Source organism: Allobosea thiooxidans (assembly GCF_900168195.1).
Taxonomy (GTDB): Bacteria; Pseudomonadota; Alphaproteobacteria; order Rhizobiales; family Beijerinckiaceae; genus Allobosea; species Allobosea thiooxidans.
In genome coordinates, this window is record NZ_FUYX01000016.1 from 38,182 (window position 1) to 58,714 (window position 20,533).

The following is a 20,533-nucleotide window of genomic DNA, read 5'->3' on the forward strand; positions in this document are numbered from 1 at the left end:
TCGATCAGGGAGGTTATCATGCAGTCGAAATCCTGGCTCAAGGCCGGTCTATTTGCCGCCCTCGCCACAGCGGCCTTTGCCGCGACCCCGGCGCGCGCCCAGGGCTCGCTCGTCATGTATTGCGGCGTCCAGGAGGAATGGTGCCGTGCCATGTCGACGGCCTTCGAGAAGGAGACCGGCATCAAGGTCGCGATGACCCGCAAATCGGCGGGCGAGATCTATGCCCAGCTCAAGGCCGAGTCCTCGAACCCGCGCGGCGACATCTGGTGGGGCGGCACCGGCGATCCGCATCTGCAGGCGGCGGAGGAGGGGCTCACCCTCGAATATGAATCGCCGAAGAACAAGGAGCTGCATGGCTGGGCGCTCGACCAGTGGAAGGCCGCCAAGCAGCGCTCCGTCGGCATCTATGCCGGCGCGCTCGGCTTCGGCTTCAACACCGAGCAGATCAAGGCGAAGGGCATCCCCGAGCCGAAATGCTGGGCCGACCTGCTCAATCCCAAGCTGAAGGACGATGTCCAGGTCGCCGACCCCAACTCGTCGGGCACCGCCTACAACCTGCTCGCCACGGTCGTGCAGCTGATGGGCGAGGAGAAGGGTTTCGACTATCTGAAGCAGCTCCACAAGAACGTCAGCCAGTACACCAAGTCGGGCGCCGCGCCCGCCAAGGCTGCCAGCCTCGGCGAGACCGCCGTCGGCATCGTCTTCATCCATGACGCGGTGGTCTTCGCGGTGCAGGGCGACCCGATCAAGCCGGTCGCGCCCTGCGAGGGCACGGGCTACGAGATCGGCTCGATGTCGATCGTCAAGGGCGCGCGCAATCTCGACAACGCCAAGAAGTTCTATGATTGGGCCCTGACCCCGGCCGCGCAGGCGCTCGCCGCTCCCGCGAAGTCCTATCAGGTGCCATCGAACAAGGCGGCGCCGGTGCCGGCGCAGTCGCCCAAGATGGATCAGATGAAGCTGATCAACTACGACTTCGTGAAATACGGCTCCTCGGCCGAGCGCACCCGCCTGCTCGCCAAGTGGGACAAGGAAGTCAAGGCGCTGCCGAAGTAAGGCGACGTCGCTCCGGCGTGTTTCCGGATAGCCTCGGAAACACGCCGTCACCCCGGGCTTGGACCGGGACCCATGCCTGAACCTTGTCCGGATGCGCTCCGGCATGGGTCCCGGATCTCCACGGAGTTGACCTTGGCTCGATCGAAGATCGAACCCGAGGGCAGCGCCCGGGATGACGTTGGAAGTTCGGGCGCAGGACAAGGACTTGGCTGTGAAAACCGGAGCAACCGGTTCAGGCCAACGGGAAAGGTGAGGGCAGGGCAAGAATGGCACCGGCGACGCGTTTCGTGCTGCTGATCGGCTGGCTCGGCTATGCGCTGATGCCCTGGTATCTCGTCGAGGGCATGGGCCTGACGAGGTGGGGCTGGCTTGCCGAATATCCGTTCGGCAAGGCGGGCAGCGCGCTGGCGCTCGCGCTCTCCGGCCAGACGCCCTGGCTCCTGCCGGTCGGGATCGCGCTCGCGGCGGTGACGTTGTTCTGGGGCAGCCAGGATCGCCAGCGCACGGCGGCCGTGCTGATCTGGGCCGGCGCGCTCGGCATGCTGCTGTTCTTCGCCCAGGCCTTTGCCATCGTGCTGAAGGATCAGGGCATCGCCTGGCTCGCCGCCCTGCTTGGCGGCGCCGGCGCAGCGCAGCGCGGCATCGGCGGCGGCGCCTTCGTCACGCTGCTCTCGCTGCTCTTCCTGCTTTGCCACGGCCTGGCCTATCGCGGCATCTGCCGCGGCGACCTCTTCACGACATCGACGATCGGCCTGATCATCCTGCTGATCGGCATCTTCATCTTCTTCCCGGTGGCGATCATCCTGAAGAGCGCGCTGGTCGACCAGAACGGCGCCTTCGCGCTTTCGGCCTTCGTCGAGCGCTTCCTCGATTCCTCGATCTGGGGGCTGGGCTGCGTCACCAGCAACACCAATTGCGGCGTTGCGTGGAACACGCTGATCCTCGCCGTGCTCTGCGGCGTCATCACCACTCTGCTGGGGTTGGCCTGCGCGCTGCTGATCCTGCGCACCGGCATGCCGGGCAAGCGCATCATGCGCGCGCTCACCGTCCTGCCGATCATCACCCCGCCCTTCGTGATCGGCCTCGCGCTGATCCTGCTGTTCGGCCGGGCGGGCGCCGTCTCGACGCTGCTCTACGAGTGGTTCGACGTTCCACGCTCGCGCTGGCTCTACGGCCTGCCCGGCGTGCTGCTGGCGCAGGTGCTCGCCTTCGCGCCGATCGCCTTCCTCGTCCTGATCGGCGTCGTGCAGGGCATCTCGCCGAGCCTCGAGGAAGCCTCGCAGACGCTCGGCGCCAAGCGCTGGCAGACCTTCCGCACCGTGACCTGGCCGCTGCTCAAGCCCGGCATCGCCAATTCCTTCCTGCTCGGCTTCGTCGAGAGCATGGCCGATTTCGGCAATCCGCTGGTGCTTGGCGGCAATTTCGAGGTGCTCTCGACCAAGATCTTCTTCGCGGTCGTCGGCGCTTCCTACAATCAGGGGCAGGCGGCGGTGCTCGCCATCGTGCTGCTCGCCTTCACGCTCGGCGCCTTCTGGGTGCAGCAGCGCTGGCTCGGCGACAAATCCTACACGACGGTCACCGGCAAGGGCGACTCCGGCCTGCCGACGCCGCTGCCGCGCCGGATATCCTGGCTCTCCGTCGCGGTGATCGTGCCCTGGGTGGCGCTGACCGTGGTGATTTACATCGTCATCCTGGTCGGCGGCTTCGTCCGCAACATGGGGCGCGACTACACGCCGACGCTGCAGCACTACCTCACCGGCTTCGCCATAGACTTCAGCGACGGCATCTATTTCCAGGGCTCGGCCTGGTCGTCCTTCTTCACCACCGTGAAGGTCGCCGCGATCTCGGCGCCGCTGACGGCGCTGATCGGCCTGCTCACCGCCTATCTGCTGACGCGCCAGCGCTTCCGCGGCCGCTCGACGCTGGAATTTGCGACGATGCTCTCCTTCGCCATCCCCGGCACGGTGCTCGGCGTCGCCTATATCCTCGCCTTCAACGTTCCGCCGGTGGAAATCACCGGCACGGGTCTGATCCTCGTCATCGCCTTCGTCTTCCGCAACATGCCGGTCGGCGTCCGCTCCGGCATCGCCGGGCTGTCGCAGATCGACAAGAGCCTGGACGAGGCCTCGACCACGCTGCGCGCCCGCAGCTTCACCACGCTCTGGCGCGTCGTGCTGCCGCTCCTGAAGCCGGCGCTGGTCTCGGCCCTGGTCTACTCCTTCGTTCGCTCGATGACGGCGGTCAGCGCGGTGATCTTCCTGGTTTCGGCCGAGTACAACCTCTCCACCGCCTATATCGTCGGGCGCGTCGAGGCGGGCGAGTTCGGCCTCGCCATCGCCTATTCCTCGGTGCTGATCGTCTTCATGGCGCTCGGCATCGCCCTCATCCAGCTCGGCGTCGGCGAGCGCAAGCTCGGCCGCCGCAAGCTCATCCCGCTGTCGAGTTCGGCCGCCGAGCCGCTCAAGCCAGGAGTCGCCGCATCGTGAAGGCCGGTCCCGCTTCCGTCGAGTTCCGCAACGTCTCGATGCGCTACGGCGCGGTGACGGCGGTCGACGATGTCAGCTTCACCATCGAGGCCGGCAAGCTTGTGACGCTGCTCGGCCCCTCCGGCTGCGGCAAGACCACGACTCTGCGCATGATCGCCGGCCTCGAGATCGCCAGCGAGGGCCAGATCCTGATCGGCGGCAAGGACGTGACCAAGCTCTCGGCCGCGGACCGCGACGTCTCCATGGTCTTCCAGTCCTATGCGCTGTTCCCGCATATGAGCGTGCTCGAGAACGCCGCCTATGGCCCGACCGTGAAGGGGCTCGGCAAGGAGCAGGCGAAGCAGATGGCGCTGGAGAAGCTGGCGCTCGTCGGCCTCAAGGGCTTCGAGAGCCGCTACCCTTCCGAACTCTCCGGCGGCCAGCAGCAGCGCGTCGCCGTGGCGCGCGCCCTCGTGCTCGAGCCGCAGGTGCTGCTCTTCGACGAGCCGCTTTCCAATCTCGACGCCAAGCTGCGCCGCCGCGTCCGAGAGGAGATCCGCGAACTGCAGCAGGACCTCAACCTCACCGTCGCCTACGTCACCCACGATCAGGAGGAGGCGCTCGCCGTCTCCGACCGCATTATCGTGATGTCGAATGCCAGGATCGCCCAGGAGGGCGCGCCGCGCGACCTCTACGAGCAGCCGGCGAACGCCTTCGTCGCCGACTTCATCGGTGACGCCAACCTGATCGACGTGACGGTGAAGGCGGTTGCGGACGGGCGCGCCGATGTCGGCATCGGCTCGGCCACGGTCTCGCTGCCGGCGCGCGGACTCGGTACCGGCCCCGCCAAGGTCGCGATCCGGCCGGAGGCGCTGCTGCTCGGCGCTGCGGGGCAGGCCGGGGCGCTGCCCGGCACGATCCGCAAATGCGCCTATCTCGGCAACCATCTCGACATCATGGTCGAGACCGAGGTCGGCGAGCTCTTCGTCGTGCAGTACGGCGTCCGCGATCTGTTGGAACAGGGCGCGCCGGTCGCGGTTTCCTTCGCAAAGTCCGGCGTGACGCTGATCCCGCCGCTCTGAGCCCTCCTGACGTGTCGATCGCGGGCTGCTTCCCCTGGCCCGTGATCGCGTTGGGCGGTGGCTGTTGCTGAAAAACCGGTGGCGCCAAAAATACGAAAGCTGCCGCATTATCAGCACTTTCGGTGCTTATTTCTGTTGAGTTGGCTAATCAAAAATTGATAGATTTCGCCGACGATCGTCACCTGAATCGGGGAAAGACCGCACGAAAATGGCCACGGAGAGCGCAACCAACATCCTGATCCACCTCGCTGGCGGCGTCGCGCTGCTGATCTGGGCGGTCAGATTGGTGCGAACCGGTGCCATGCGCGCGTTCGGTTCCCAGCTCCGGCATGCCCTGCAGAGCTTCACGCGCAACCGTTTTGCGGCCTTCGGCAGCGGCATCGTCGTGACCATGGTGCTGCAGAGCTCGACCGCGACGACCCTGCTGGTCTCCTCCTTCGCCGGCCAGGCCCTGATCGGCTCTGCGATGGCGCTCGCCGTGCTGCTCGGCGCCAATCTCGGCACGGCACTTGCGGCTTTCGTGATCTCGATGGATCTCGGCTGGCTCTGGGGGCTCTGCATCGCCATCGGCGTCGCGATGTACCTGTCGAGCGAGGCGATGGAGCGCCCGCGCAATATCGGCCGCGTCCTCGTCGGCATCGGCCTGATCCTGCTTTCGCTGATCAACCTGAACACCGCGGCGGCGCCGCTCGCGCAGTCGCCGACTTTCCGGGTCGTCCTCGGCGCTATCGGCAGCGAGCCGCTGCTCGCCGTTCTCGTCGCTGTCGCCGCGACCTGGATGGTGCATTCCAGCATCGCGATCATCCTGCTGGTCGCGACGTTCGCCTCTTCCGGGCTGTTCCCGCCGGCGACCGCGCTGACGCTCGTCATCGGTGCCAATCTCGGCAATGCGTTGATCCCGGTGCTCGACCAGCTCGGTGCGCCCGCCGCCCAGCGCCGCGCCGCCGTCGGCAACCTGCTGACCCGGGTGCTGCTGGCGCTCGCCGTCATCCCCTTCGTCGGGCCGCTTTCGGCCTGGCTCGTCAGCCTGCCGTCGGTGGATTCGCGCCTGGCCATCGAGTTCCATGTCGCGCTCAACTTCGTCGGCGCCCTGATCTTCCTGCCCTTCGTCGGGCCGATCTCCGCCCTGGTCGAGCGCTTCATGCCGGGCAAGGAAGAGACGGCCGAGGCCGTGAGCCCGCGCTATCTCGACCCGAACGCCCTCGACAGCCCGACCGAGGCGCTCGCCGGTGCGATGCGCGAGGCGCTGCGGCTCGGCGACCGCGTCGAAGGCATGCTGCGCGACACCATGACCCTGCTGGAGAAGGACGAGCTGAAGCTCTCTCGCGCCATCGCCCAGGCTGATGACGGGGTCGACAGCATCCACGAGTCGATCAAGCTCTATCTGGTCAAGGTCTCGCGCAACGAGCTGACCGACGAGGAGAGCCGACGGCTGTTCGAGATCATCACCCTGATCACCAATCTCGAGCATATCGGCGACATCATCGACAAGAACCTGCGCGAGCTCGCCGAGAAGAAGATCCGCAAGCGCTTTACCTTCTCGCCCGAGGGACTGGCCGAAATCCGCGACTTCCACCAGCGTGTCGCCTCGGCGCTGTCGCTGGCGCTCAACGTCTTCGCCACGCGCGACATCGTGCTTGCCCGCCAGCTCTTCGCCGACAAGGCGGCGATGCGCGAGGCCGAGCGCCATGCCGCCGACAGCCATTTCCAGCGCCTGCGCTCCGGCCGGCCGGAATCGATCGAGACCAGTGCGATCCATCTCGACATCATCCGCGATCTGAAGCGCATCCACGGCCATATCGTCTCGATCGCCTATCCGATCCTGGAGAGCGCCAACGAACTGCGCGAGAGCCGTCTGCGCGAGACGAAGGCGGCAGCCGAGCAGCGCGAGATGCCGTCCGTGCTCATCCCCGCCCCGCATTCGGGTGGTTAGGGCATCCCCAGCGCCTGCGCCCGTCATGATCGGGCTTGTCCCGACCATCCACTCCTTCACTGGTCGAAAGCCGTGTTCAGGACGTGGATGCTCGTCACAAGGGCGGGCATGACGGTGGCGGAACGATGAGGAGCTTTGCGCGCCGGACGCGCCTCCGTCAGCGCGGCGCCGCCAGGATGATCGCCGCGCCGGCGAGGCAGATGGCGCCGCCGGTTAGGTCCCAGCGATCCGGCCTCACGCCTTCGACCGCCCAGAGCCAGCCGAGCGAGGCGGCGATATAGACCCCACCATAGGCGGCGAAGGCGCGCCCGGCCGCGGCGTTCTCGACCAGGGTCAACAGCCAGGCGAAGAGCCCGAGCGACACCAGCCCCGGCACGAGCCACCAGATCGGTTTGCCGAGCCTGAGCCAGCCCCAGAAGGCGAAGCAGCCGGCGATTTCGAAGAGGGCGGCGCCGATATAGGCGGCGATGGTGGGCATGATGTCGTCCGGGCAGGCGCGAACAAGGTTTCCTCGCGGGAGAGCTCAGTCTAAGCCGTCGTTGCGAGCGAAGCGAAGCAATCCAGGAGCGGCAGGGCTTCAAATCTAGATTGCTTCGCTTCGCTCGTCGTGACGACTGATGCGCAGGCGAGCAAGTCCGGGACATGTCAGCAAAGAACATCGCCATCATCGGCGCAGGCCCCGCCGGGCTGATCGCCGCCGAACGCCTGGCCGGGGCAGGGCACCATGTCACCATTCATGAGCGCATGGCCTCGCCGGCCCGCAAATTCCTGCTCGCCGGGCGCGGCGGCCTGAATCTCACCCATTCCGAGCCTTTCGATGCCTTTCTCGGGCGCTATCGCGAGGCGCGGGACTGGCTGGAGCCGGCGCTGCGCGCCTTCCCGCCTCAGGCGCTGCGCGACTGGGCCGACGGGCTCGGCGCCGAGACCTTCATCGGTTCGAGCGGCCGGGTCTTTCCGCGCGCGATGAAGGCCTCGCCACTGCTGCGGGCCTGGCTCGGGCGGCTCGACGGGCTCGGCGTGCGGCTCGCCGTCGGCCGGCTCTGGATCGGCTGGGATGCGGGTGATGCGCTGAGCTTTCGCCGCGCGAACGGCGCAGCCGAGGCCATCCGCCCTGATGCGACGCTTTTGGCGCTGGGCGGCGCGAGCTGGCCGCGCCTCGGCTCCGATGGTGGCTGGGTGCCGCTGCTGGAAAGCCGCGGTGTCGCGGTCTCGCCGCTGCGGCCGGCCAATGGCGGCTTCACCGTCGCCTGGTCGCCGCTGATGGAGGAGCGCTTCGCAGGCCAACCGCTGAAACGCATCGTTGTCCGCTTCGGCGGCGAGGAAGCCGCCGGCGAGGCGATGATCGACGCCGAGGGAATCGAGGGCGGAGCGATCTACGCGCTCTCGGCGCCGATCCGCGAGGCGCTGTGGCGCGACAGTACGGCCGAAATCGCGATCGACCTGCGGCCTGACCTGGCCGCGAGCGAGCTCTCCGCCCGCCTCGCCAGGCGCCGCAAGGGCGAGACGCTGAGCAACCACTTGCGCAAGGCCGCGGGCCTCGCGCCGGTCGCCGTCGCGCTGCTGCGGGAGGCGGCCGGGCCAGCGCTGACGAACGAGCCGGCGGCGCTCGCCGCGCTGATCAAGGCTGTCCCGCTGCGCCTCGCCGCGCCGATGCCGATCGCGCGGGCGATCTCGACTGCCGGCGGCATCCTCCGGGACGAGTTCGACGACGGTTTCATGCTGAAGCGGCTGCCGGGCGTCTTCGCGGCCGGGGAGATGCTCGACTGGGAGGCCCCGACCGGCGGCTATCTGCTGCAGGCGAGCTTTGCGACCGGCGTCGCCGCGGCCGCTGGCATCATGGGCTGGCTGGCCGAAAGGTAGAGCGCTTCCGCGCCGCCTCCCGAGCAGAGCGCATCGCGCTCCGCCCTGCCGACCCTCCATGGACGACCTGCTTTGATGTCGGCTTGAACCCGATCGCATAGCCTCGCAACCAATGATCACCAGCGCGATGCTGAGATCATTAAAGGACACGGTGCTCATGCTGACGAAATTGCGGATCATTGGTTGTGTTGTCGCGACGCTCGCCCTTTCCGGCGCTGCACTGGCCCAGCAGGCCGGCGGTGGCGGTGGCGGTGGAGGAGGCGGCCAGGGTGGTGACGCCGGTGGCAGCGACAATTCGATCATCGAACTGCGCCTTCAGGATCACGAACGGGCTCAGGCGAAGCGGATGCGCGCTGCCAACAACGGCTGCACCCCTGGCGCTGCCTGCAAGGAGCGGCCTCGCCCGGCCCAGCCCATTATCGAGAACGCCGACGACTGCGGCGGCGAATTCCGGACGGTCCGTGACCGCAGCGGCCACGTCATTCGGCGGGTCTGCCACTTCAACGGTTGAGGGCGGTGCGCATTTGACATCATGCCCGGCCGCGCGAGCAGCCGGGCATGTGGTACCGGAAGCGCTGGTCCGGGGGCAGAATGCCTCGACCCTCGGCCGCATCTGGCGCGAATCCACGAACCGGCATGGCCTGCCTCCACGTTCAGGCCGATCGGCACGGCCCAGGATCGCGTCGCGACTTCCTGTCAACTCCTGTCACCATTCGGCCTGTTCGGCCGCCGCACCCCCTCGCATCCGGCGCGGTTCGGGCCCATATTGCCGCCATGCCGAAAAGCCCCGACACCGCCGCGACGAAGACCAAGGCTGTCAAGAAGCCGTCTTCGGTCCGCACGCCGAACTCCAAGGCCTCGAAGCCCGAGCTGAAGCCGCTTGAGGGCTATCTCGCCGATCTGCTGAACCCGGCGATCAACCGCGGCACGGCGGTGCCCGGCGGCGCCTCCGGCTTCAGCGACAAGCCGCAGGCCGGCTACGAGGCCAAGCCGAGCTATGCGCTGGAACGTCCCGGCGGCGAGGAGAGGCCGAAGCGCAAGCTCTCCAAGAAGGCGGACTCGGCCTTCATCGGCGCCGAGGGCGCGGCGGCCGCGACGGCGAGCTCGCTGCAGCATCTGCTGGAGACCGGCAGCCCCTTCATCCAGCCCGGCAAGCCCTGGACGCCGCATCGGCCCGAGCGCCCCGAGAAATCGGAAGGCGGCATTCGTTTTCAGATGAAGAGCGACTTCTCTCCATCAGGGGACCAGCCCACCGCGATCGCCGACCTCGTCGACGGCATCCGCCGGCAGGAGCGCGACCAGGTGCTGCTCGGCGTCACCGGCTCGGGCAAGACCTTCACCATGGCCAAGGTGATCGAGGAGACGCAGCGTCCGGCGCTGATCCTCGCCCCCAACAAGACGCTGGCGGCGCAGCTCTATGGCGAGTTCAAGAGCTTCTTCCCGGACAACGCAGTCGAGTACTTCGTCTCCTATTACGACTATTACCAGCCGGAGGCCTATGTCCCGCGCTCGGACACCTATATCGAGAAGGAATCCTCGATCAACGAGCAGATCGACCGCATGCGCCACTCGGCGACGCGCTCCCTGCTCGAACGCGACGACGTGATCATCGTCGCCTCGGTCTCCTGCATCTACGGTATCGGCTCGGTCGAGACCTATACGGCGATGACCTTCTCGGTGAAGCTCGGCGAGCGCATCGAGCAGCGCCAGCTCATCGCCGATCTCGTCGCGCTCCAGTACAAGCGTACCCAGCATGATTTCGCCCGCGGCACCTTCCGCGTCCGCGGCGACGTCATCGAGCTCTATCCGGCGCACTATGAGGACCGCGCCTGGCGCATCGGCCTCTTCGGCGACGAGGTCGAGAGCATCGTCGAGTTCGATCCGCTCACCGGCCAGAAGACGGCCGAGCTCGAATTCATCAAGGTCTACGGCAATTCGCACTACACCACGCCGCGCCCGACGCTGACCCAGGCGGTGAAGTCGATCAAGGAGGAGCTCAAGGCCCGCCTCGACGAGCTCAACCGCATGGGCCGCTTCCTGGAGGCACAAAGGCTCGACCAGCGCTGCACCTTCGACATCGAGATGATCGAGGCCACCGGCTCCTGCAACGGCATCGAGAACTATTCGCGCTACCTCACCGGCCGCAAGCCCGGCGAGCCGCCGCCGACCCTGTTCGAATACCTGCCCGACAACGCCCTCGTCTTCACCGACGAGAGCCATGTCACCGTGCCGCAGATCGGCGGCATGTACCGGGGCGACTTCCGCCGCAAGGCGACGCTGGCCGAATACGGCTTCCGCCTGCCTTCCTGCATGGACAACCGGCCGCTGCGCTTCGAGGAATGGGACGCGATGCGGCCCCAGTCGGTGCATGTCTCGGCCACGCCCGGCGGCTGGGAGATGGACCAGACCGGCGGCGTCTTCACCGAGCAGGTCATCCGCCCGACCGGCCTGATCGACCCGCCGGTCGAGATCCGCCCCGCCAAGCATCAGGTCGCGGACCTGCTCGACGAGGTCAAGGAGGTCACCGAGCGCGGCTACCGCACGCTGGTCACCGTGCTGACCAAGCGCATGGCCGAGGACCTGACCGAATACCTGCACGAGAACGGCGTGCGCGTGCGCTACATGCACTCGGATATCGACACGATCGAGCGCATCGAGATCCTGCGCGACCTCAGGCTCGGCGCCTTTGACGTGCTGGTCGGCATCAACCTGCTGCGCGAGGGCCTCGACATCCCCGAATGCGGCTTCGTCGCCATTCTCGACGCCGACAAGGAGGGTTTTCTGCGCTCCGAGACCTCGCTGATCCAGACCATCGGCCGCGCCGCCCGCAACGTCGACGGCAAGGTCATCCTCTATGCCGACCACGTCACCGGCTCGATGGAGCGGGCAATGGCCGAAACCAACCGCCGCCGCGAGAAGCAAGTCGCCTATAACGAGGCGAACGGCATCACGCCGCAGACGGTGAAGAAGAATATCGGCGACATCCTCGGCTCGGTCTATGAGCGCGACCATGTCACGGTCGACAAGGAGCTGGTGGCGCCGGCCTCGGGCCACAACCTCAAGGCCGCCATCGCCGATCTCGAGAAGCGCATGCGCGAGGCTGCGGCCGATCTCGAATTCGAGACGGCGGCCCGCCTGCGCGACGAGATCAAGCGCCTGCAGGCGACGGAGCTGGCGATCGCGGACGACCCGCTCGCCCGGCAGGGCGATGTCGAGGCCTCCGCCGGCAAGTACAAGGGCGAGCGCTCTTACGGCTCCAGCGCCAACCTGCCGCCGACCCGCGCCCGGAAGCCCACAGACGAGGACATGGGCCCGCATAACTGGGGCGGCGGCGAGGCCAAGCCGAAGGCCGGCGAGAAGCCGAACCCGCTGCTGACCGGCTCCTCACGGGTGCGGAAGCCGACACTGGACGAGATGGGCCCGGTGCCGGAGTCGCGCCCGAAGGGGGCGGGGGAGAGGCGGCGGCGACGCTCCTAGTAAGTTGTTTTGGAAGGGTCATTTTCGTTCGAGGGATACGATGCTCCCAAGCGAATTCCCTGTTGTGTACAAATATACGAGCCACGGATCTGCTGATTTAATCATTAGAAATTGTTCGCTTCGTTTCGGCCGGCCAACCGAAATGAACGATCCTTTTGATGCCTATATCGATGATCTGTTTGACAGTTCATTGAGGGAACGGCATCGAGAGGCTGCTATTGCGATAGTTGACATGGTCGAAAAGGACCCTGCTGCGCTCTCGCGTTATTTGGGGTTGCCATTCGAGGAAGTGGCGGCCGTATCGTCGATGATGAGGACGGGTACCGAAGATCAGCGGAACGCGCTTCTTGCTCTGGTTACCTCAACAGCCGTCGAAGATTTGTACCCACGACTGAAGGCAGAGCGCGATGCGCTGGAAATCCGACGTACGGCGCTGATTGCGCAGTTTCGCGATAGCGGGATTTTTTGCGCGACACGTCGCAAAGACAACCTTCTAATGTGGGCGCACTACGCAGAGCAGCATCGAGGCGTTGTTTTTGGCTTTAAGCCGGATCCCGCGGTGGACTCGTTTTTGTGTTTGCTAGAACCAGTCGCCTATAGCGCCTCTCGACCAAGCTTTTACGACCCGATCGACCCGCTTAAAGGCGCTCGTCCTAAGCCCGAGGATATGCGAGCTTTCAATCGGTATTTGACCGCAACAAAAAGCCCCGAATGGGCTTACGAAGAAGAACTCCGTCTCGTTGTGCCGTCGTTCATTCCAGAAGGGCAGCCAGCAAATTTCTTGCTGTTTCACCCCCACGAATTGGTGGAGCTATACCTCGGCCATCGGTTTGCTCCAGATCGGCGGAATGCAATAGTCGCTGCAGCTAAGTCGTTGAATATTCAAGTGGCGATCTTTCAGGCAAAGATCGCCAGGGGCGCATATGGGCTAACCTTTGAGCCAATCGCTTAGATTGCGCCTCATCGCCGTGAACGTCGGTTCCGGCGCGCTGATCGTCAAGCCGCAACGGCGCCGCAGAGCCTTCTGCTGCAACCGCACACCCTCATCCGGCGCTCCGCGCCACCTTCTCCCATCCGGGAGAAGGACAGCGCCGCGGTTCGTGCGCCTTGCGTCATGCTCGGCCTTGTGCCGAGCATCCACGTCTTGCGGCGCTGCTGACGGGGGACTTGTCGGAATTGACTCGCGCCGCCATGGCCAAGACGTGGATGGTCGGGACAAGCCCGACCATGACGGCGTCGGCGCCATCGCCTATCCTCCGCCCCATGACCGTCCCCTCCGCCTTCGTCCATGCCTCGCGCGATCTCGAACGCTTCCTGCTCGATGCGCGCGATGAGCTCGGCCATGCCACCACGCATCAGACCTGGCAGTCGGTGTTGGCCGTGTTCGTCACCTTCCGGGCGCGGCTGACGCCGGCTGAGGGGCTCGCCTTCGCCGACGCGCTGCCGCCGCTGCTCGCGGCGATGGTCCTGCAGGACTGGGACCTCGGCCAGCCGACAAAGCCCTTCGCCGACCGCGCGACGCTGGCGCGGGAGGCGATGGCGTTTCGCGGCGACCACAGCATCCTGCCCGAAAGCGGCATCGCCGATGTCGCGCGGGCGCTGCGCCGGCATGTCGAACCGCAGGCTTTCGAGCGCGCGCTGGCCAAGCTGCCGCCGGGCGCGCGGGAATTCTGGGCGGTGGAGTAGGGCACGGGAAATCCTTCTCCCCTCGGGGGAGAAGGTGGCAGCGCGTAGCGCTGACGGATGAGGGCGGCGCGACATTGCCGTGAAAGGCCCCATCTCGCCAGCGTGCGTCCGCGCCGGGCGCCCTCATCCGTCCCTGCCGGGGCACCTTCTCCCCCGAGGGGAGAAGGGAGGAGGCGTTGCGGTTCGGCAGCCCTATCGGTTCCGAACCTCAGGCCCCACCGAAAGCCGCGTGATAGCGCACCGTGCCGGCCGGCAGCGCTGCGCCGAAAGCGAGGCGCATGAAGTATTCCGGCGGCACGCCCTCCAGCACCAGCGCCGGGTCGTTGGCGAAGCCGAAGCGGCCGTAATAGGCGGGGTCTCCGAGCAGGACGCAGCCTCCGGCGCCATTCTCGCGCAGGCGCCACAGGCCCTCGCGGATCAGCTCCGAGCCGGTGCCGCCGCGCTGCCGGCCCGGCCGCACCGAGACCGGCCCGAGCCCGAACCAGCCGCGCTCCGCCCCGTCGATCGCCACCGGCGAGAAGGCGACATGGCCGACGATCTCGCCCTCTTCGACGGCGACGAGCGAGAGCGTCAGCGCCCCGGCCGCGCGCAAGCCATCGACGATCGCTGCTTCGGTGCCGCTGCTATGCGGCGCGCTCGCGAAGGCTTCGGTGGTCAGGGCGCGGATGGCGTCGGTATCTTCAGGCTGTTCCGGTCTGATGAGCATGCTGTCTCCTGTGGCGGACAGGCATGCCGGACTTTTCGCGGGAAGTCGAATGAGCGGCGGGGCTGCCGCCGTCCGGGAAGCCGCCTCAGGGGGAGATGCCCTGCAGCGCCCAGGCCCGCGCCTCCAGCGCGATCGTGCCGTCGGGCGCGGTCGGCAGGCTCTCCAGCAGGCGCTGCCGCAGCCGCTCGCGCGCGGCCGGAGGCAGGCTGGCGCAATAGCCCGGCGCCGGGCCCGCGCCGAGTGTGAAGGGCTGCCAGAAATCGTCGAAGTCGCGGAACAGGGTCGGCACGGTGATCGGCTCGCAGGCGAGGTCGATCAGCCCGGCGGCGGCGGCGAGCCCGGTCAGCCCCTCCGCCGTGCAGAACGGAAAGCGCCGGTCCTCGCCGAGCTCGGCCGCCTGCGGGTCGAGCGACGCCGCGGCCCGCCAGAAGGCGCGCATGAACTGGATTCCGCCGCCCGGATAGTCCCAGACATAAAAGGCGACGAGGCCGCCCGGCCGCAGCGCGCGCCGCATCTCCGCCAGCGCCCGTGCCCGGTCCGGCACGAAATTGAGCATCAGCGCCGAGCCGACGGCGTCGCAGCTCGCCGTCTCGACCGGCAGCGCCTCGGCATGGCCCAGCCGGAAGGTGACGCGCGGGTCGCCGATGCGCGCGGCCGCCAGCTCCAGGAAGTTCTCGGAGGGGTCTATGGCGACGATGCTGACCGGCACGGCCTCGCCCAGCAGCGCCTCGGTCAGCGCGCCGGTGCCGCAGCCGACATCGAGCCATTCGAAGCCAGGCAGGGGGTTCAGCCAGTCGACGAAGCGCGGCGCGAGCTCCCGGCTCCAGCGCCCCATATAGCGGTCGTAGCTCTCGCCGGCCTGCCATGCGTCATGGCGCGTCGGGTCGGCCATCGTCGGGCCCTTCGTGATGGGGGTGTCTTACCTTACGTCAATTCGATGCGGCGCGCCAGAGCCAACGCAGATGTGATGGCCCGGCGGTGGCCGGATCATGGCAGGCTGCCTACCGGAACGGCGCCCACCGGGCGCTGCTCGACAGGGAGAGCCTGCATGACGACGCTGAACCGCCGCCGCCTGCCGCTGGCGCTCGCCGCTCTCGGGGTCGCGCTCGCCGGCCCGGCGCTGGCCCATCACGGCTGGTCCTGGGCCGAGGATGCCCAGACGACCCTGCAGGGCACCATCCGCCAGATTTCGATGGCGCCGCCGCATCCGATGCTGATGGTCGAGTCGGAGGGCAAGCTCTGGCAGGTCGATCTCGGCAATCCCAACCAGACCGAGCGTTCCGGCTTCCGCGGCGACACGGCCAAGCCGGGCGAGGCCGTCACCGTGCTCGGCAATCGCCATCGCGACCGGAGCAAGCTCCAGATCAAGGCGGTGCGCCTGACGATCGCCGGCAAGAACTACGACATGTATCCGGAGCGCATCCGCACGAATTAGCACCGGCCGGTGCGAGGCGGCGATGGCGGAACTGCTCGAAGCGCTGGGGCATTGGCCGGGCGCGCTGTGGCTGCAGCGCTCCGGCACGGCCTATCTGTTCGTCAACGCCGCCCATATCCTCGGCATCGGCCTGCTCCTCGGGGCCATCCTGCCGTTGGATCTGAGGCTCGCGAGGCTCATCCGCAGCGCCCCGCTCGCCATGCTCGCGCCCTTTCTCATCCGCGTCGCCGCCTGCGGCCTGGCGCTGGCAGTTCTGACCGGGGCCTGGCTCTTCACGGTGAAGCCGGTCGAATATGCCGGCAACCCGGCCTTCCTCTGGAAGCTCGGGCTGCTCGCCCTGGCGTTCGCCAATATCGCGCTCCAGCATCGCGGTGCGGCAATGGAGCGGGCGGTCGCGACCGAGCGGCTGCCCCGGCGGGTCAGGGGGCACGCGCTCGCCTCGGCCGGCCTCTGGCTCGCAGTCCTCGTCGCTGGCCGCTGGATCGGTTTCGTCTGAGGATGGGCCGGGCTCAGGCGGCCAGAACGAGCTGCGTCTCCAGTTCGCGGATCGCGGTGCCGAGTTCGGGCTCGTCGACGAGATCGGCGGCGTCGGCGAGCTTGAACCAGTGCAGGTCGCGCTCGTGCTGCTCCGCCCAGTTCTCGAGCTGCTGCTCGACCTCGAGCAGATAGAGCTTCACCTCGCAGAGGGTGAAATGATCCCTCATCCGCTTCCAGTAGGTGTAGCGCCCGGCCGGCGTGTCGCTGATGCGGCCGACGACGCCCGCCTCCTCAAAGGCTTCGCGGGCGGCGGCGTCGTGGTCCTTCAGCCCCTTCATCGGCCAGCCCTTGGGCACGATCCAGCGCCGCGTCGTGCGCGAGGTGACGAGCAGGATCTCGGGCGAGCCGTCGGCGGCGCGGCGGATCGGCATGGCGGCGATCTGCGACCGCTTCTCCCCCGCTTTCCGCTTCACCTTCTTCATCGACGCCGTACGCCCCTTCCTGGCTGCACATTCGTCCGGCTCCGAATCACAGATGTACGCCGGAACGAATAAATATTGCATCGCTTCGGCAAATTGGAAGGGGCGTTCTGTCGCTCGCTGGGGGATTTCAGCCCTGCGGCCGGTGCATGTCTTCGCGCGGGGCGAGGCGCAGCAGCACCCAGCCGCAGAAGCCCGACAGCAGCGATCCGGCGAGGACGCCGATCTTGGTCTGGCTCTGCAGTGCCTCCGAATAGGGGAAGGCGAGCAGCCCGATGAACAGGCTCATGGTGAAGCCGATGCCGCAGAGCAGGGCGATGCCGTAGAACTGGGCCCAGGAGGCGTTCGCCGGCAGATCGGCGAGGCCGGCCCGGATCGCCAGCCAGCCGAAGCCGAAGACGCCGATCTGCTTGCCGAGGAACAGCCCCAACATGATGCCGAGCGGCAGCGCCTGGCCGAGCGCCGCGAGCCCGAGGCCGGCGAAGGAGACGCCGGCATTGGCGAAGCCGAAGATCGGGATGATCAGGAAGGCGACATAGGGCTGCAGCGCATGTTCGAGCCGGTGCAGCGGCGATCCGGCGTGGTCAGGCCGGGCCGGCGACGGCTTCAGCGGGATGGTCAGCGCCAGGGCGACGCCGGCGAGCGTGGCGTGCACGCCGGATTTCAGGGTGAAGTACCAGAGCGCCGCGCCGAGCAGGAGATAGGGCGAAAGCCGCATCACGCCGGCGCGGTTGAGTGCAGCCAGCAGGACGAGCGTCGCAGCGGCCAGACCGAGATAGAGCCCCGACAGCTCGGCCGTGTAGAACACCGCGATGATAATGACCGCGCCGAGATCGTCGAGGATGGCGAGCGCGGTGAGGAACACCTTGAGCGAGGCCGGCACGCGCGGCCCCAGCAGCGAGAGCACGCCGAGCGCGAAGGCGATGTCGGTCGCGGTCGGGATGGCCCAGCCGCGCAGGCTGTCGGGCGAGCCGAGATTGAGCGAGACATAGATCAGCGCCGGCGCGATCATGCCGCCGAGCGCGGCGAAGCCGGGCAGCACCCGGCGACCCCAGCTCGAGAGCTGGCCGTCCAGCATCTCGCGCTTGATCTCGAGCCCGACGAGCAGGAAGAACACCGCCATCAGCGCGTCGTTGATCCAATGCAGGACCGACAGCCCCAGCACATAGCTCTTCAGGGTGCCGAAATAGAGCGGCGCCGCCGGCGAGTTGGCGATGACGAGGGCGAGCGCCGCGACCACCATCAGCACGATGCCGCCGGCCGCTTCGCTCTTCAGGAAGTCCCGCAACGCGGAAAGGGGTTTTGTCCGGGTCGCGGGCGCGGCCATCAAGTTCTCCTCTGTCGATCGGGCAGAGGAGATACGACAAGCCGCGCCGATGGCCAAATCCGGCGGAGTTCAGCCGGCAATCAGAGCTTCTTGCCGTCCTTGTCGAACTGCTTGAAGAAGGCGATCAGGTCCTTGATCTCCTTCTCGTTCTTGATGCCGGCGAAGATCATCTTGGTGCCGGGGATCTTGGCCCTGGGATCCTTGATGTAGTCGGTGAAGGTCGCTTCGTCCCAGGTCAGGCCCGAATTCTTGTTGGCTGCGGAGTAGCTGTAGCCTTCGACCGCGCCGGAATGCCGGCCGATCAGCCCGTTGAGCTCGGGGCCGACCATGTTGCGCGCGCTTTCGCCAACCTGGTGGCAGGCCCGGCATTTGTTGAAGGAGCGTTCGCCGGCTGCTGCGTCTTGCGCGGCGGCGGGCTGGGCGAGGAAGGGCAGGACGAGGAGAAGGCTGGAGAGAATGGCTCGCATGGTCATGGCTTTCGACTTGGAGGCATTCTGAACTTAATCCGAAGGCGCGTCGCGATGGCATGGGCCATTTCGACGCGCGGCTCCGCTTCTCAGAGCTCGCCGATCCATTCCGCGACGGTCGCGGTGAAGGCGTCCGGCCGCGATACCGGGAAGAGATGCCCGCCGGTCTCCATGATGGCGCGGCGGCAGCCGGGCAGCGCGGCGGCGAGCGCTTCCTGGTGGTAGACCGGGACGACCATGTCGTCGCGCGTGCCGAGGACGAGGATCGGCATCAGCAGGGATTCGATGTCGGCCGTGCCGTCGAAGGCGAGCAGGGCGTCGATGCGCTCGCGCGCCACCGTCTTGGCCTGCTCCGTCACCGGCGCCGCTTCCAGCGCTGCATCGTAGATATGCCAGTTGGCCTCGATCCAGCGCGGTTGATAGCCGCTCAGCACCGAAATCGCGGCATAGGCGTAAGGGTCGGCCGCCAGGATGGCGCGTCGCGCGCCGAAGACGGCGTTCAGATAGCGGCCGGGCGCCAGCCAGCTTGCGCTGAGTATCAGGCCGTCGAGCCGGCCGGGGGCCAGCTTGGCGAGGGCCTGCGCGATGCAGCCGCCGGTGGAATGGCCGAGCACCACCGCCCGGTCGATGCCGGCCGCATCCAGCACGGCGAGGCAGTCCCGCGCCAGCAGCTCGATGTCGCAAGGCAGTTCGCCGCGACTGCTGGCGCCGATGCCGCGCTGGTCGAAGCGGATGACCTGGAACGAGCGCGAGAGTGTCGCGGCGATGTCGGTCCAGAAGGCGGCGGAGCCGCTCAGGCCGCTGACCAGCAGCAGCGGCTGGCCATGCCCTTCCTTGAAGCCGTGCAGCGTCGCACCGTCCGGCGTCTCGGTCCTGAAGTCGATGATGTCCGTGGTTGCGGTCATGCGCCACCTCGCGGACGGAAACGTCGAATGTTGCGCCACCCGCGCATGGTCCCGAACATAGCCCCGTCCTCCCTGTAACGTTGGGTCACCCGCCCGCCGGTCGTGCGGTCTTGATCTGGCCGATGAGACCGGTTCGTGTCAGGATGACCGATCAGGGCGACCCCCGCCATGGTGTGAGCGCGGGGGGCGGAATGTTCTTGACGCAGATCAAATAGACCAAAGACTAATTGGCCTGCGTCTTGTGCATGGCTTGGCGTGTGCCTTGCGCTGGGCGGCTCCGGCTGTCCGTCTATGCCGGATTGAGTCCTTCGCTCAGGGCATAGGGCGCGAGCACGTCGCGGATGTCGCGCTCGACACGGGGCGTGAGCAGGGCGCGCGTGACCACCGCCCGCAGGTGATGATCCATCAGGTCGGCCGCGCGTGCGGCGTCGCCCGCACGCAGCGCCTCGATCAGCTGGCGGTGTTCGGAGACGGCGCATTCCGTCGAATGCGGGCGGCCATAGATCGCGAGAATGAGCGAGCAGCGCGACGAGGCTTCCTGCACATAGCGCAGCAGCAGTGCGTTGCCGGTCATCTCCGCCAGCTTGATGTGGAACTCGCCGGAGAGGCGGATCGACTCGGGGCCGTCCTGCTCATGCGCCTTCTCCTCCTGGCTGACATGGGCCTCGAGCTCCGCGGCCTGGGTCGGTGTGAGTCGGCCGGCCAGGTTCTCGGCCACGAGCCGCTCGAGCCCGCGCCGGACCTCGAAGACGTCGCGCGCCTCCTCCAGTGTCGGATAGGCGACCGAAGCGCCCTTGTTCGGCTTGAGCTCGACCAGGCCCTCCACGGCCAGCCGGCCGAAGGCTTCCCGCACCAGCGTGCGGCTGACGCCGAGCTGCTCGCCGATCGAGTCCTCCGGCAGCTTCATCCCCGGTTTGAGGGCCTGCTCGATGATGGCGCGGCGGAGTGCCCGGTAAACGGACTCGGCCCGCAGAACCGGAGTGCGTCGCTCGCCCATCTCGGCCTTTCCCCGTCCTGAAGCGGTGGTCTTCGAGAGCGTCAATGTCACGGGAGCGGGCTCCGATCCAGTTTTCGCTTGTGTTCAATAATCGCATACAATACCGTCACGATATCGTATGCAAGTCTGATCAATAATCGCACACGAGATGGCGTGCAAAGCGCCACGGTGCATAACGGGG

19 protein-coding genes are annotated in these 20,533 nt (G+C 67.2%); 11 read left to right on the forward strand and 8 right to left on the reverse strand.

Annotation, left to right across the window (positions count from 1 at the left end; translation table 11 throughout):
* Window positions 1–18: 18 nt before the first annotated feature.
* The 4 genes from B5Y19_RS22080 (at window position 19) to B5Y19_RS22095 (ending at window position 6,536) form a co-directional block, all read left to right on the forward strand.
* Window positions 19–1,056: an ABC transporter substrate-binding protein gene (locus tag B5Y19_RS22080; RefSeq protein WP_055730384.1), complete on the forward strand. Its 1,038-nt coding sequence runs from the start codon at window positions 19–21 to the stop codon at window positions 1,054–1,056.
* A 266-nt stretch (window positions 1,057–1,322) separates the two neighbouring features.
* Window positions 1,323–3,542 (forward strand): ABC transporter permease, encoded by a 2,220-nt coding sequence (locus B5Y19_RS22085; RefSeq protein WP_055730383.1) that lies wholly within the window; start codon window positions 1,323–1,325, stop codon window positions 3,540–3,542.
* Entirely contained in the window at window positions 3,536–4,603 is a 1,068-nt protein-coding gene (locus tag B5Y19_RS22090) for an ABC transporter ATP-binding protein (protein WP_210190125.1), read from the forward strand. Before B5Y19_RS22085 ends, B5Y19_RS22090 begins: the two co-directional genes overlap by 7 nt.
* A 208-nt stretch (window positions 4,604–4,811) precedes the next feature.
* The gene (locus tag B5Y19_RS22095) at window positions 4,812–6,536 is read left to right on the forward strand and encodes a Na/Pi cotransporter family protein (protein WP_055730382.1); all 1,725 of its coding nucleotides are present in this window, start codon (window positions 4,812–4,814) and stop codon (window positions 6,534–6,536) included.
* 157 nt (window positions 6,537–6,693) lie between these two features.
* Here the strand turns inward: B5Y19_RS22095 and B5Y19_RS22100 are convergent, their stop codons facing one another.
* The gene (locus B5Y19_RS22100; RefSeq protein ID WP_079592111.1) at window positions 6,694–7,014 is read right to left on the reverse strand and encodes a YnfA family protein; all 321 of its coding nucleotides are present in this window, start codon (window positions 7,012–7,014) and stop codon (window positions 6,694–6,696) included.
* Window positions 7,015–7,178: 164 nt separating this feature from the next.
* Here B5Y19_RS22100 and B5Y19_RS22105 point away from each other — a divergent pair, with 164 nt between their 5' ends.
* The 5 genes from B5Y19_RS22105 to B5Y19_RS22125 all read left to right on the forward strand — a co-directional run bounded on the left by B5Y19_RS22105 (window position 7,179) and on the right by B5Y19_RS22125 (window position 13,559).
* Complete coding sequence (locus tag B5Y19_RS22105) at window positions 7,179–8,396, forward strand: TIGR03862 family flavoprotein (protein WP_079592112.1); 1,218 nt, start codon at window positions 7,179–7,181, stop codon at window positions 8,394–8,396.
* Between the two features lie 112 nt (window positions 8,397–8,508).
* Window positions 8,509–8,907 (forward strand): hypothetical protein, encoded by a 399-nt coding sequence (locus B5Y19_RS22110; protein WP_079592113.1) that lies wholly within the window; start codon window positions 8,509–8,511, stop codon window positions 8,905–8,907.
* A gap of 263 nt (window positions 8,908–9,170) precedes the next feature.
* Window positions 9,171–11,873: an excinuclease ABC subunit UvrB gene (gene uvrB, locus B5Y19_RS22115; RefSeq protein WP_079592114.1), complete on the forward strand. Its 2,703-nt coding sequence runs from the start codon at window positions 9,171–9,173 to the stop codon at window positions 11,871–11,873.
* 40 nt (window positions 11,874–11,913) lie between these two features.
* The gene (locus tag B5Y19_RS22120) at window positions 11,914–12,825 is read left to right on the forward strand and encodes a DUF2971 domain-containing protein (RefSeq protein ID WP_079592115.1); all 912 of its coding nucleotides are present in this window, start codon (window positions 11,914–11,916) and stop codon (window positions 12,823–12,825) included.
* Between the two features lie 311 nt (window positions 12,826–13,136).
* Entirely contained in the window at window positions 13,137–13,559 is a 423-nt protein-coding gene (locus tag B5Y19_RS22125) for a DUF2267 domain-containing protein (protein ID WP_055730420.1), read from the forward strand.
* Window positions 13,560–13,767: 208 nt separating this feature from the next.
* Here the strand turns inward: B5Y19_RS22125 and B5Y19_RS22130 are convergent, their stop codons facing one another.
* Together B5Y19_RS22130 and B5Y19_RS22135 are read right to left on the reverse strand one after the other, a co-directional pair.
* Window positions 13,768–14,265 (reverse strand): GNAT family N-acetyltransferase, encoded by a 498-nt coding sequence (locus B5Y19_RS22130; protein ID WP_055730419.1) that lies wholly within the window; start codon window positions 14,263–14,265, stop codon window positions 13,768–13,770.
* 85 nt (window positions 14,266–14,350) lie between these two features.
* A complete protein-coding gene (locus tag B5Y19_RS22135; protein ID WP_055730418.1) occupies window positions 14,351–15,157 on the reverse strand; it encodes a class I SAM-dependent methyltransferase in 807 nt (268 codons plus the stop codon).
* A gap of 156 nt (window positions 15,158–15,313) precedes the next feature.
* On the opposite strand from B5Y19_RS22135, the gene B5Y19_RS22140 reads away from it, so the two are divergent.
* Together B5Y19_RS22140 and B5Y19_RS22145 are read left to right on the forward strand one after the other, a co-directional pair.
* Complete coding sequence (locus B5Y19_RS22140) at window positions 15,314–15,700, forward strand: DUF6152 family protein (protein ID WP_079592116.1); 387 nt, start codon at window positions 15,314–15,316, stop codon at window positions 15,698–15,700.
* Between the two features lie 22 nt (window positions 15,701–15,722).
* On the forward strand, window positions 15,723–16,196 hold the full coding sequence (locus B5Y19_RS22145) for a DUF2214 domain-containing protein (RefSeq protein WP_079592117.1): 474 nt from the start codon (window positions 15,723–15,725) through the stop codon (window positions 16,194–16,196).
* 13 nt (window positions 16,197–16,209) lie between these two features.
* On the opposite strand, the gene B5Y19_RS22150 is transcribed toward B5Y19_RS22145, so the two are convergent.
* From B5Y19_RS22150 to B5Y19_RS22170, 5 genes are all read right to left on the reverse strand, one after another.
* Complete coding sequence (locus B5Y19_RS22150) at window positions 16,210–16,659, reverse strand: NUDIX hydrolase (protein WP_055730415.1); 450 nt, start codon at window positions 16,657–16,659, stop codon at window positions 16,210–16,212.
* Between the two features lie 127 nt (window positions 16,660–16,786).
* Window positions 16,787–17,983: a Na+/H+ antiporter NhaA gene (gene nhaA / locus B5Y19_RS22155; protein ID WP_079592118.1), complete on the reverse strand. Its 1,197-nt coding sequence runs from the start codon at window positions 17,981–17,983 to the stop codon at window positions 16,787–16,789.
* An 80-nt stretch (window positions 17,984–18,063) separates the two neighbouring features.
* A complete protein-coding gene (locus B5Y19_RS22160) occupies window positions 18,064–18,450 on the reverse strand; it encodes a c-type cytochrome (protein WP_411914165.1) in 387 nt (128 codons plus the stop codon).
* A gap of 89 nt (window positions 18,451–18,539) precedes the next feature.
* The gene (locus tag B5Y19_RS22165; protein ID WP_079592119.1) at window positions 18,540–19,355 is read right to left on the reverse strand and encodes an alpha/beta fold hydrolase; all 816 of its coding nucleotides are present in this window, start codon (window positions 19,353–19,355) and stop codon (window positions 18,540–18,542) included.
* 289 nt (window positions 19,356–19,644) lie between these two features.
* A complete protein-coding gene (locus B5Y19_RS22170) occupies window positions 19,645–20,352 on the reverse strand; it encodes a GntR family transcriptional regulator (protein WP_079592120.1) in 708 nt (235 codons plus the stop codon).
* Window positions 20,353–20,533 lie beyond the last annotated feature (181 nt).

Excerpts from the sequence above, each read along its gene's own strand:
- B5Y19_RS22170 (WP_079592120.1), bottom strand. The coding sequence starts at position 20,352 with ATGGGCGAGCGACGCACTCCGGTTCTGCGGGCCGAGTCCGTTTACCGG.
- B5Y19_RS22100 (WP_079592111.1), bottom strand. The coding sequence starts at position 7,014 with ATGCCCACCATCGCCGCCTATATCGGCGCCGCCCTCTTCGAAATCGCC.
- B5Y19_RS22145 (WP_079592117.1), top strand. The coding sequence starts at position 15,723 with ATGGCGGAACTGCTCGAAGCGCTGGGGCATTGGCCGGGCGCGCTGTGG.
- B5Y19_RS22095 (WP_055730382.1), top strand. The coding sequence starts at position 4,812 with ATGGCCACGGAGAGCGCAACCAACATCCTGATCCACCTCGCTGGCGGC.
- B5Y19_RS22165 (WP_079592119.1), bottom strand. The coding sequence starts at position 19,355 with ATGACCGCAACCACGGACATCATCGACTTCAGGACCGAGACGCCGGAC.
- B5Y19_RS22140 (WP_079592116.1), top strand. The coding sequence starts at position 15,314 with ATGACGACGCTGAACCGCCGCCGCCTGCCGCTGGCGCTCGCCGCTCTC.
- B5Y19_RS22120 (WP_079592115.1), top strand. The coding sequence starts at position 11,914 with ATGCTCCCAAGCGAATTCCCTGTTGTGTACAAATATACGAGCCACGGA.
- B5Y19_RS22160 (WP_411914165.1), bottom strand. The coding sequence starts at position 18,450 with ATGCGAGCCATTCTCTCCAGCCTTCTCCTCGTCCTGCCCTTCCTCGCC.
- B5Y19_RS22130 (WP_055730419.1), bottom strand. The coding sequence starts at position 14,265 with ATGCTCATCAGACCGGAACAGCCTGAAGATACCGACGCCATCCGCGCC.
- B5Y19_RS22105 (WP_079592112.1), top strand. The coding sequence starts at position 7,179 with ATGTCAGCAAAGAACATCGCCATCATCGGCGCAGGCCCCGCCGGGCTG.
- nhaA (WP_079592118.1), bottom strand. The coding sequence starts at position 17,983 with ATGGCCGCGCCCGCGACCCGGACAAAACCCCTTTCCGCGTTGCGGGAC.
- B5Y19_RS22135 (WP_055730418.1), bottom strand. The coding sequence starts at position 15,157 with ATGGCCGACCCGACGCGCCATGACGCATGGCAGGCCGGCGAGAGCTAC.
- B5Y19_RS22110 (WP_079592113.1), top strand. The coding sequence starts at position 8,509 with ATGATCACCAGCGCGATGCTGAGATCATTAAAGGACACGGTGCTCATG.
- B5Y19_RS22080 (WP_055730384.1), top strand. The coding sequence starts at position 19 with ATGCAGTCGAAATCCTGGCTCAAGGCCGGTCTATTTGCCGCCCTCGCC.
- uvrB (WP_079592114.1), top strand. The coding sequence starts at position 9,171 with ATGCCGAAAAGCCCCGACACCGCCGCGACGAAGACCAAGGCTGTCAAG.
- B5Y19_RS22085 (WP_055730383.1), top strand. The coding sequence starts at position 1,323 with ATGGCACCGGCGACGCGTTTCGTGCTGCTGATCGGCTGGCTCGGCTAT.
- B5Y19_RS22150 (WP_055730415.1), bottom strand. The coding sequence starts at position 16,659 with ATGAAGAAGGTGAAGCGGAAAGCGGGGGAGAAGCGGTCGCAGATCGCC.
- B5Y19_RS22125 (WP_055730420.1), top strand. The coding sequence starts at position 13,137 with ATGACCGTCCCCTCCGCCTTCGTCCATGCCTCGCGCGATCTCGAACGC.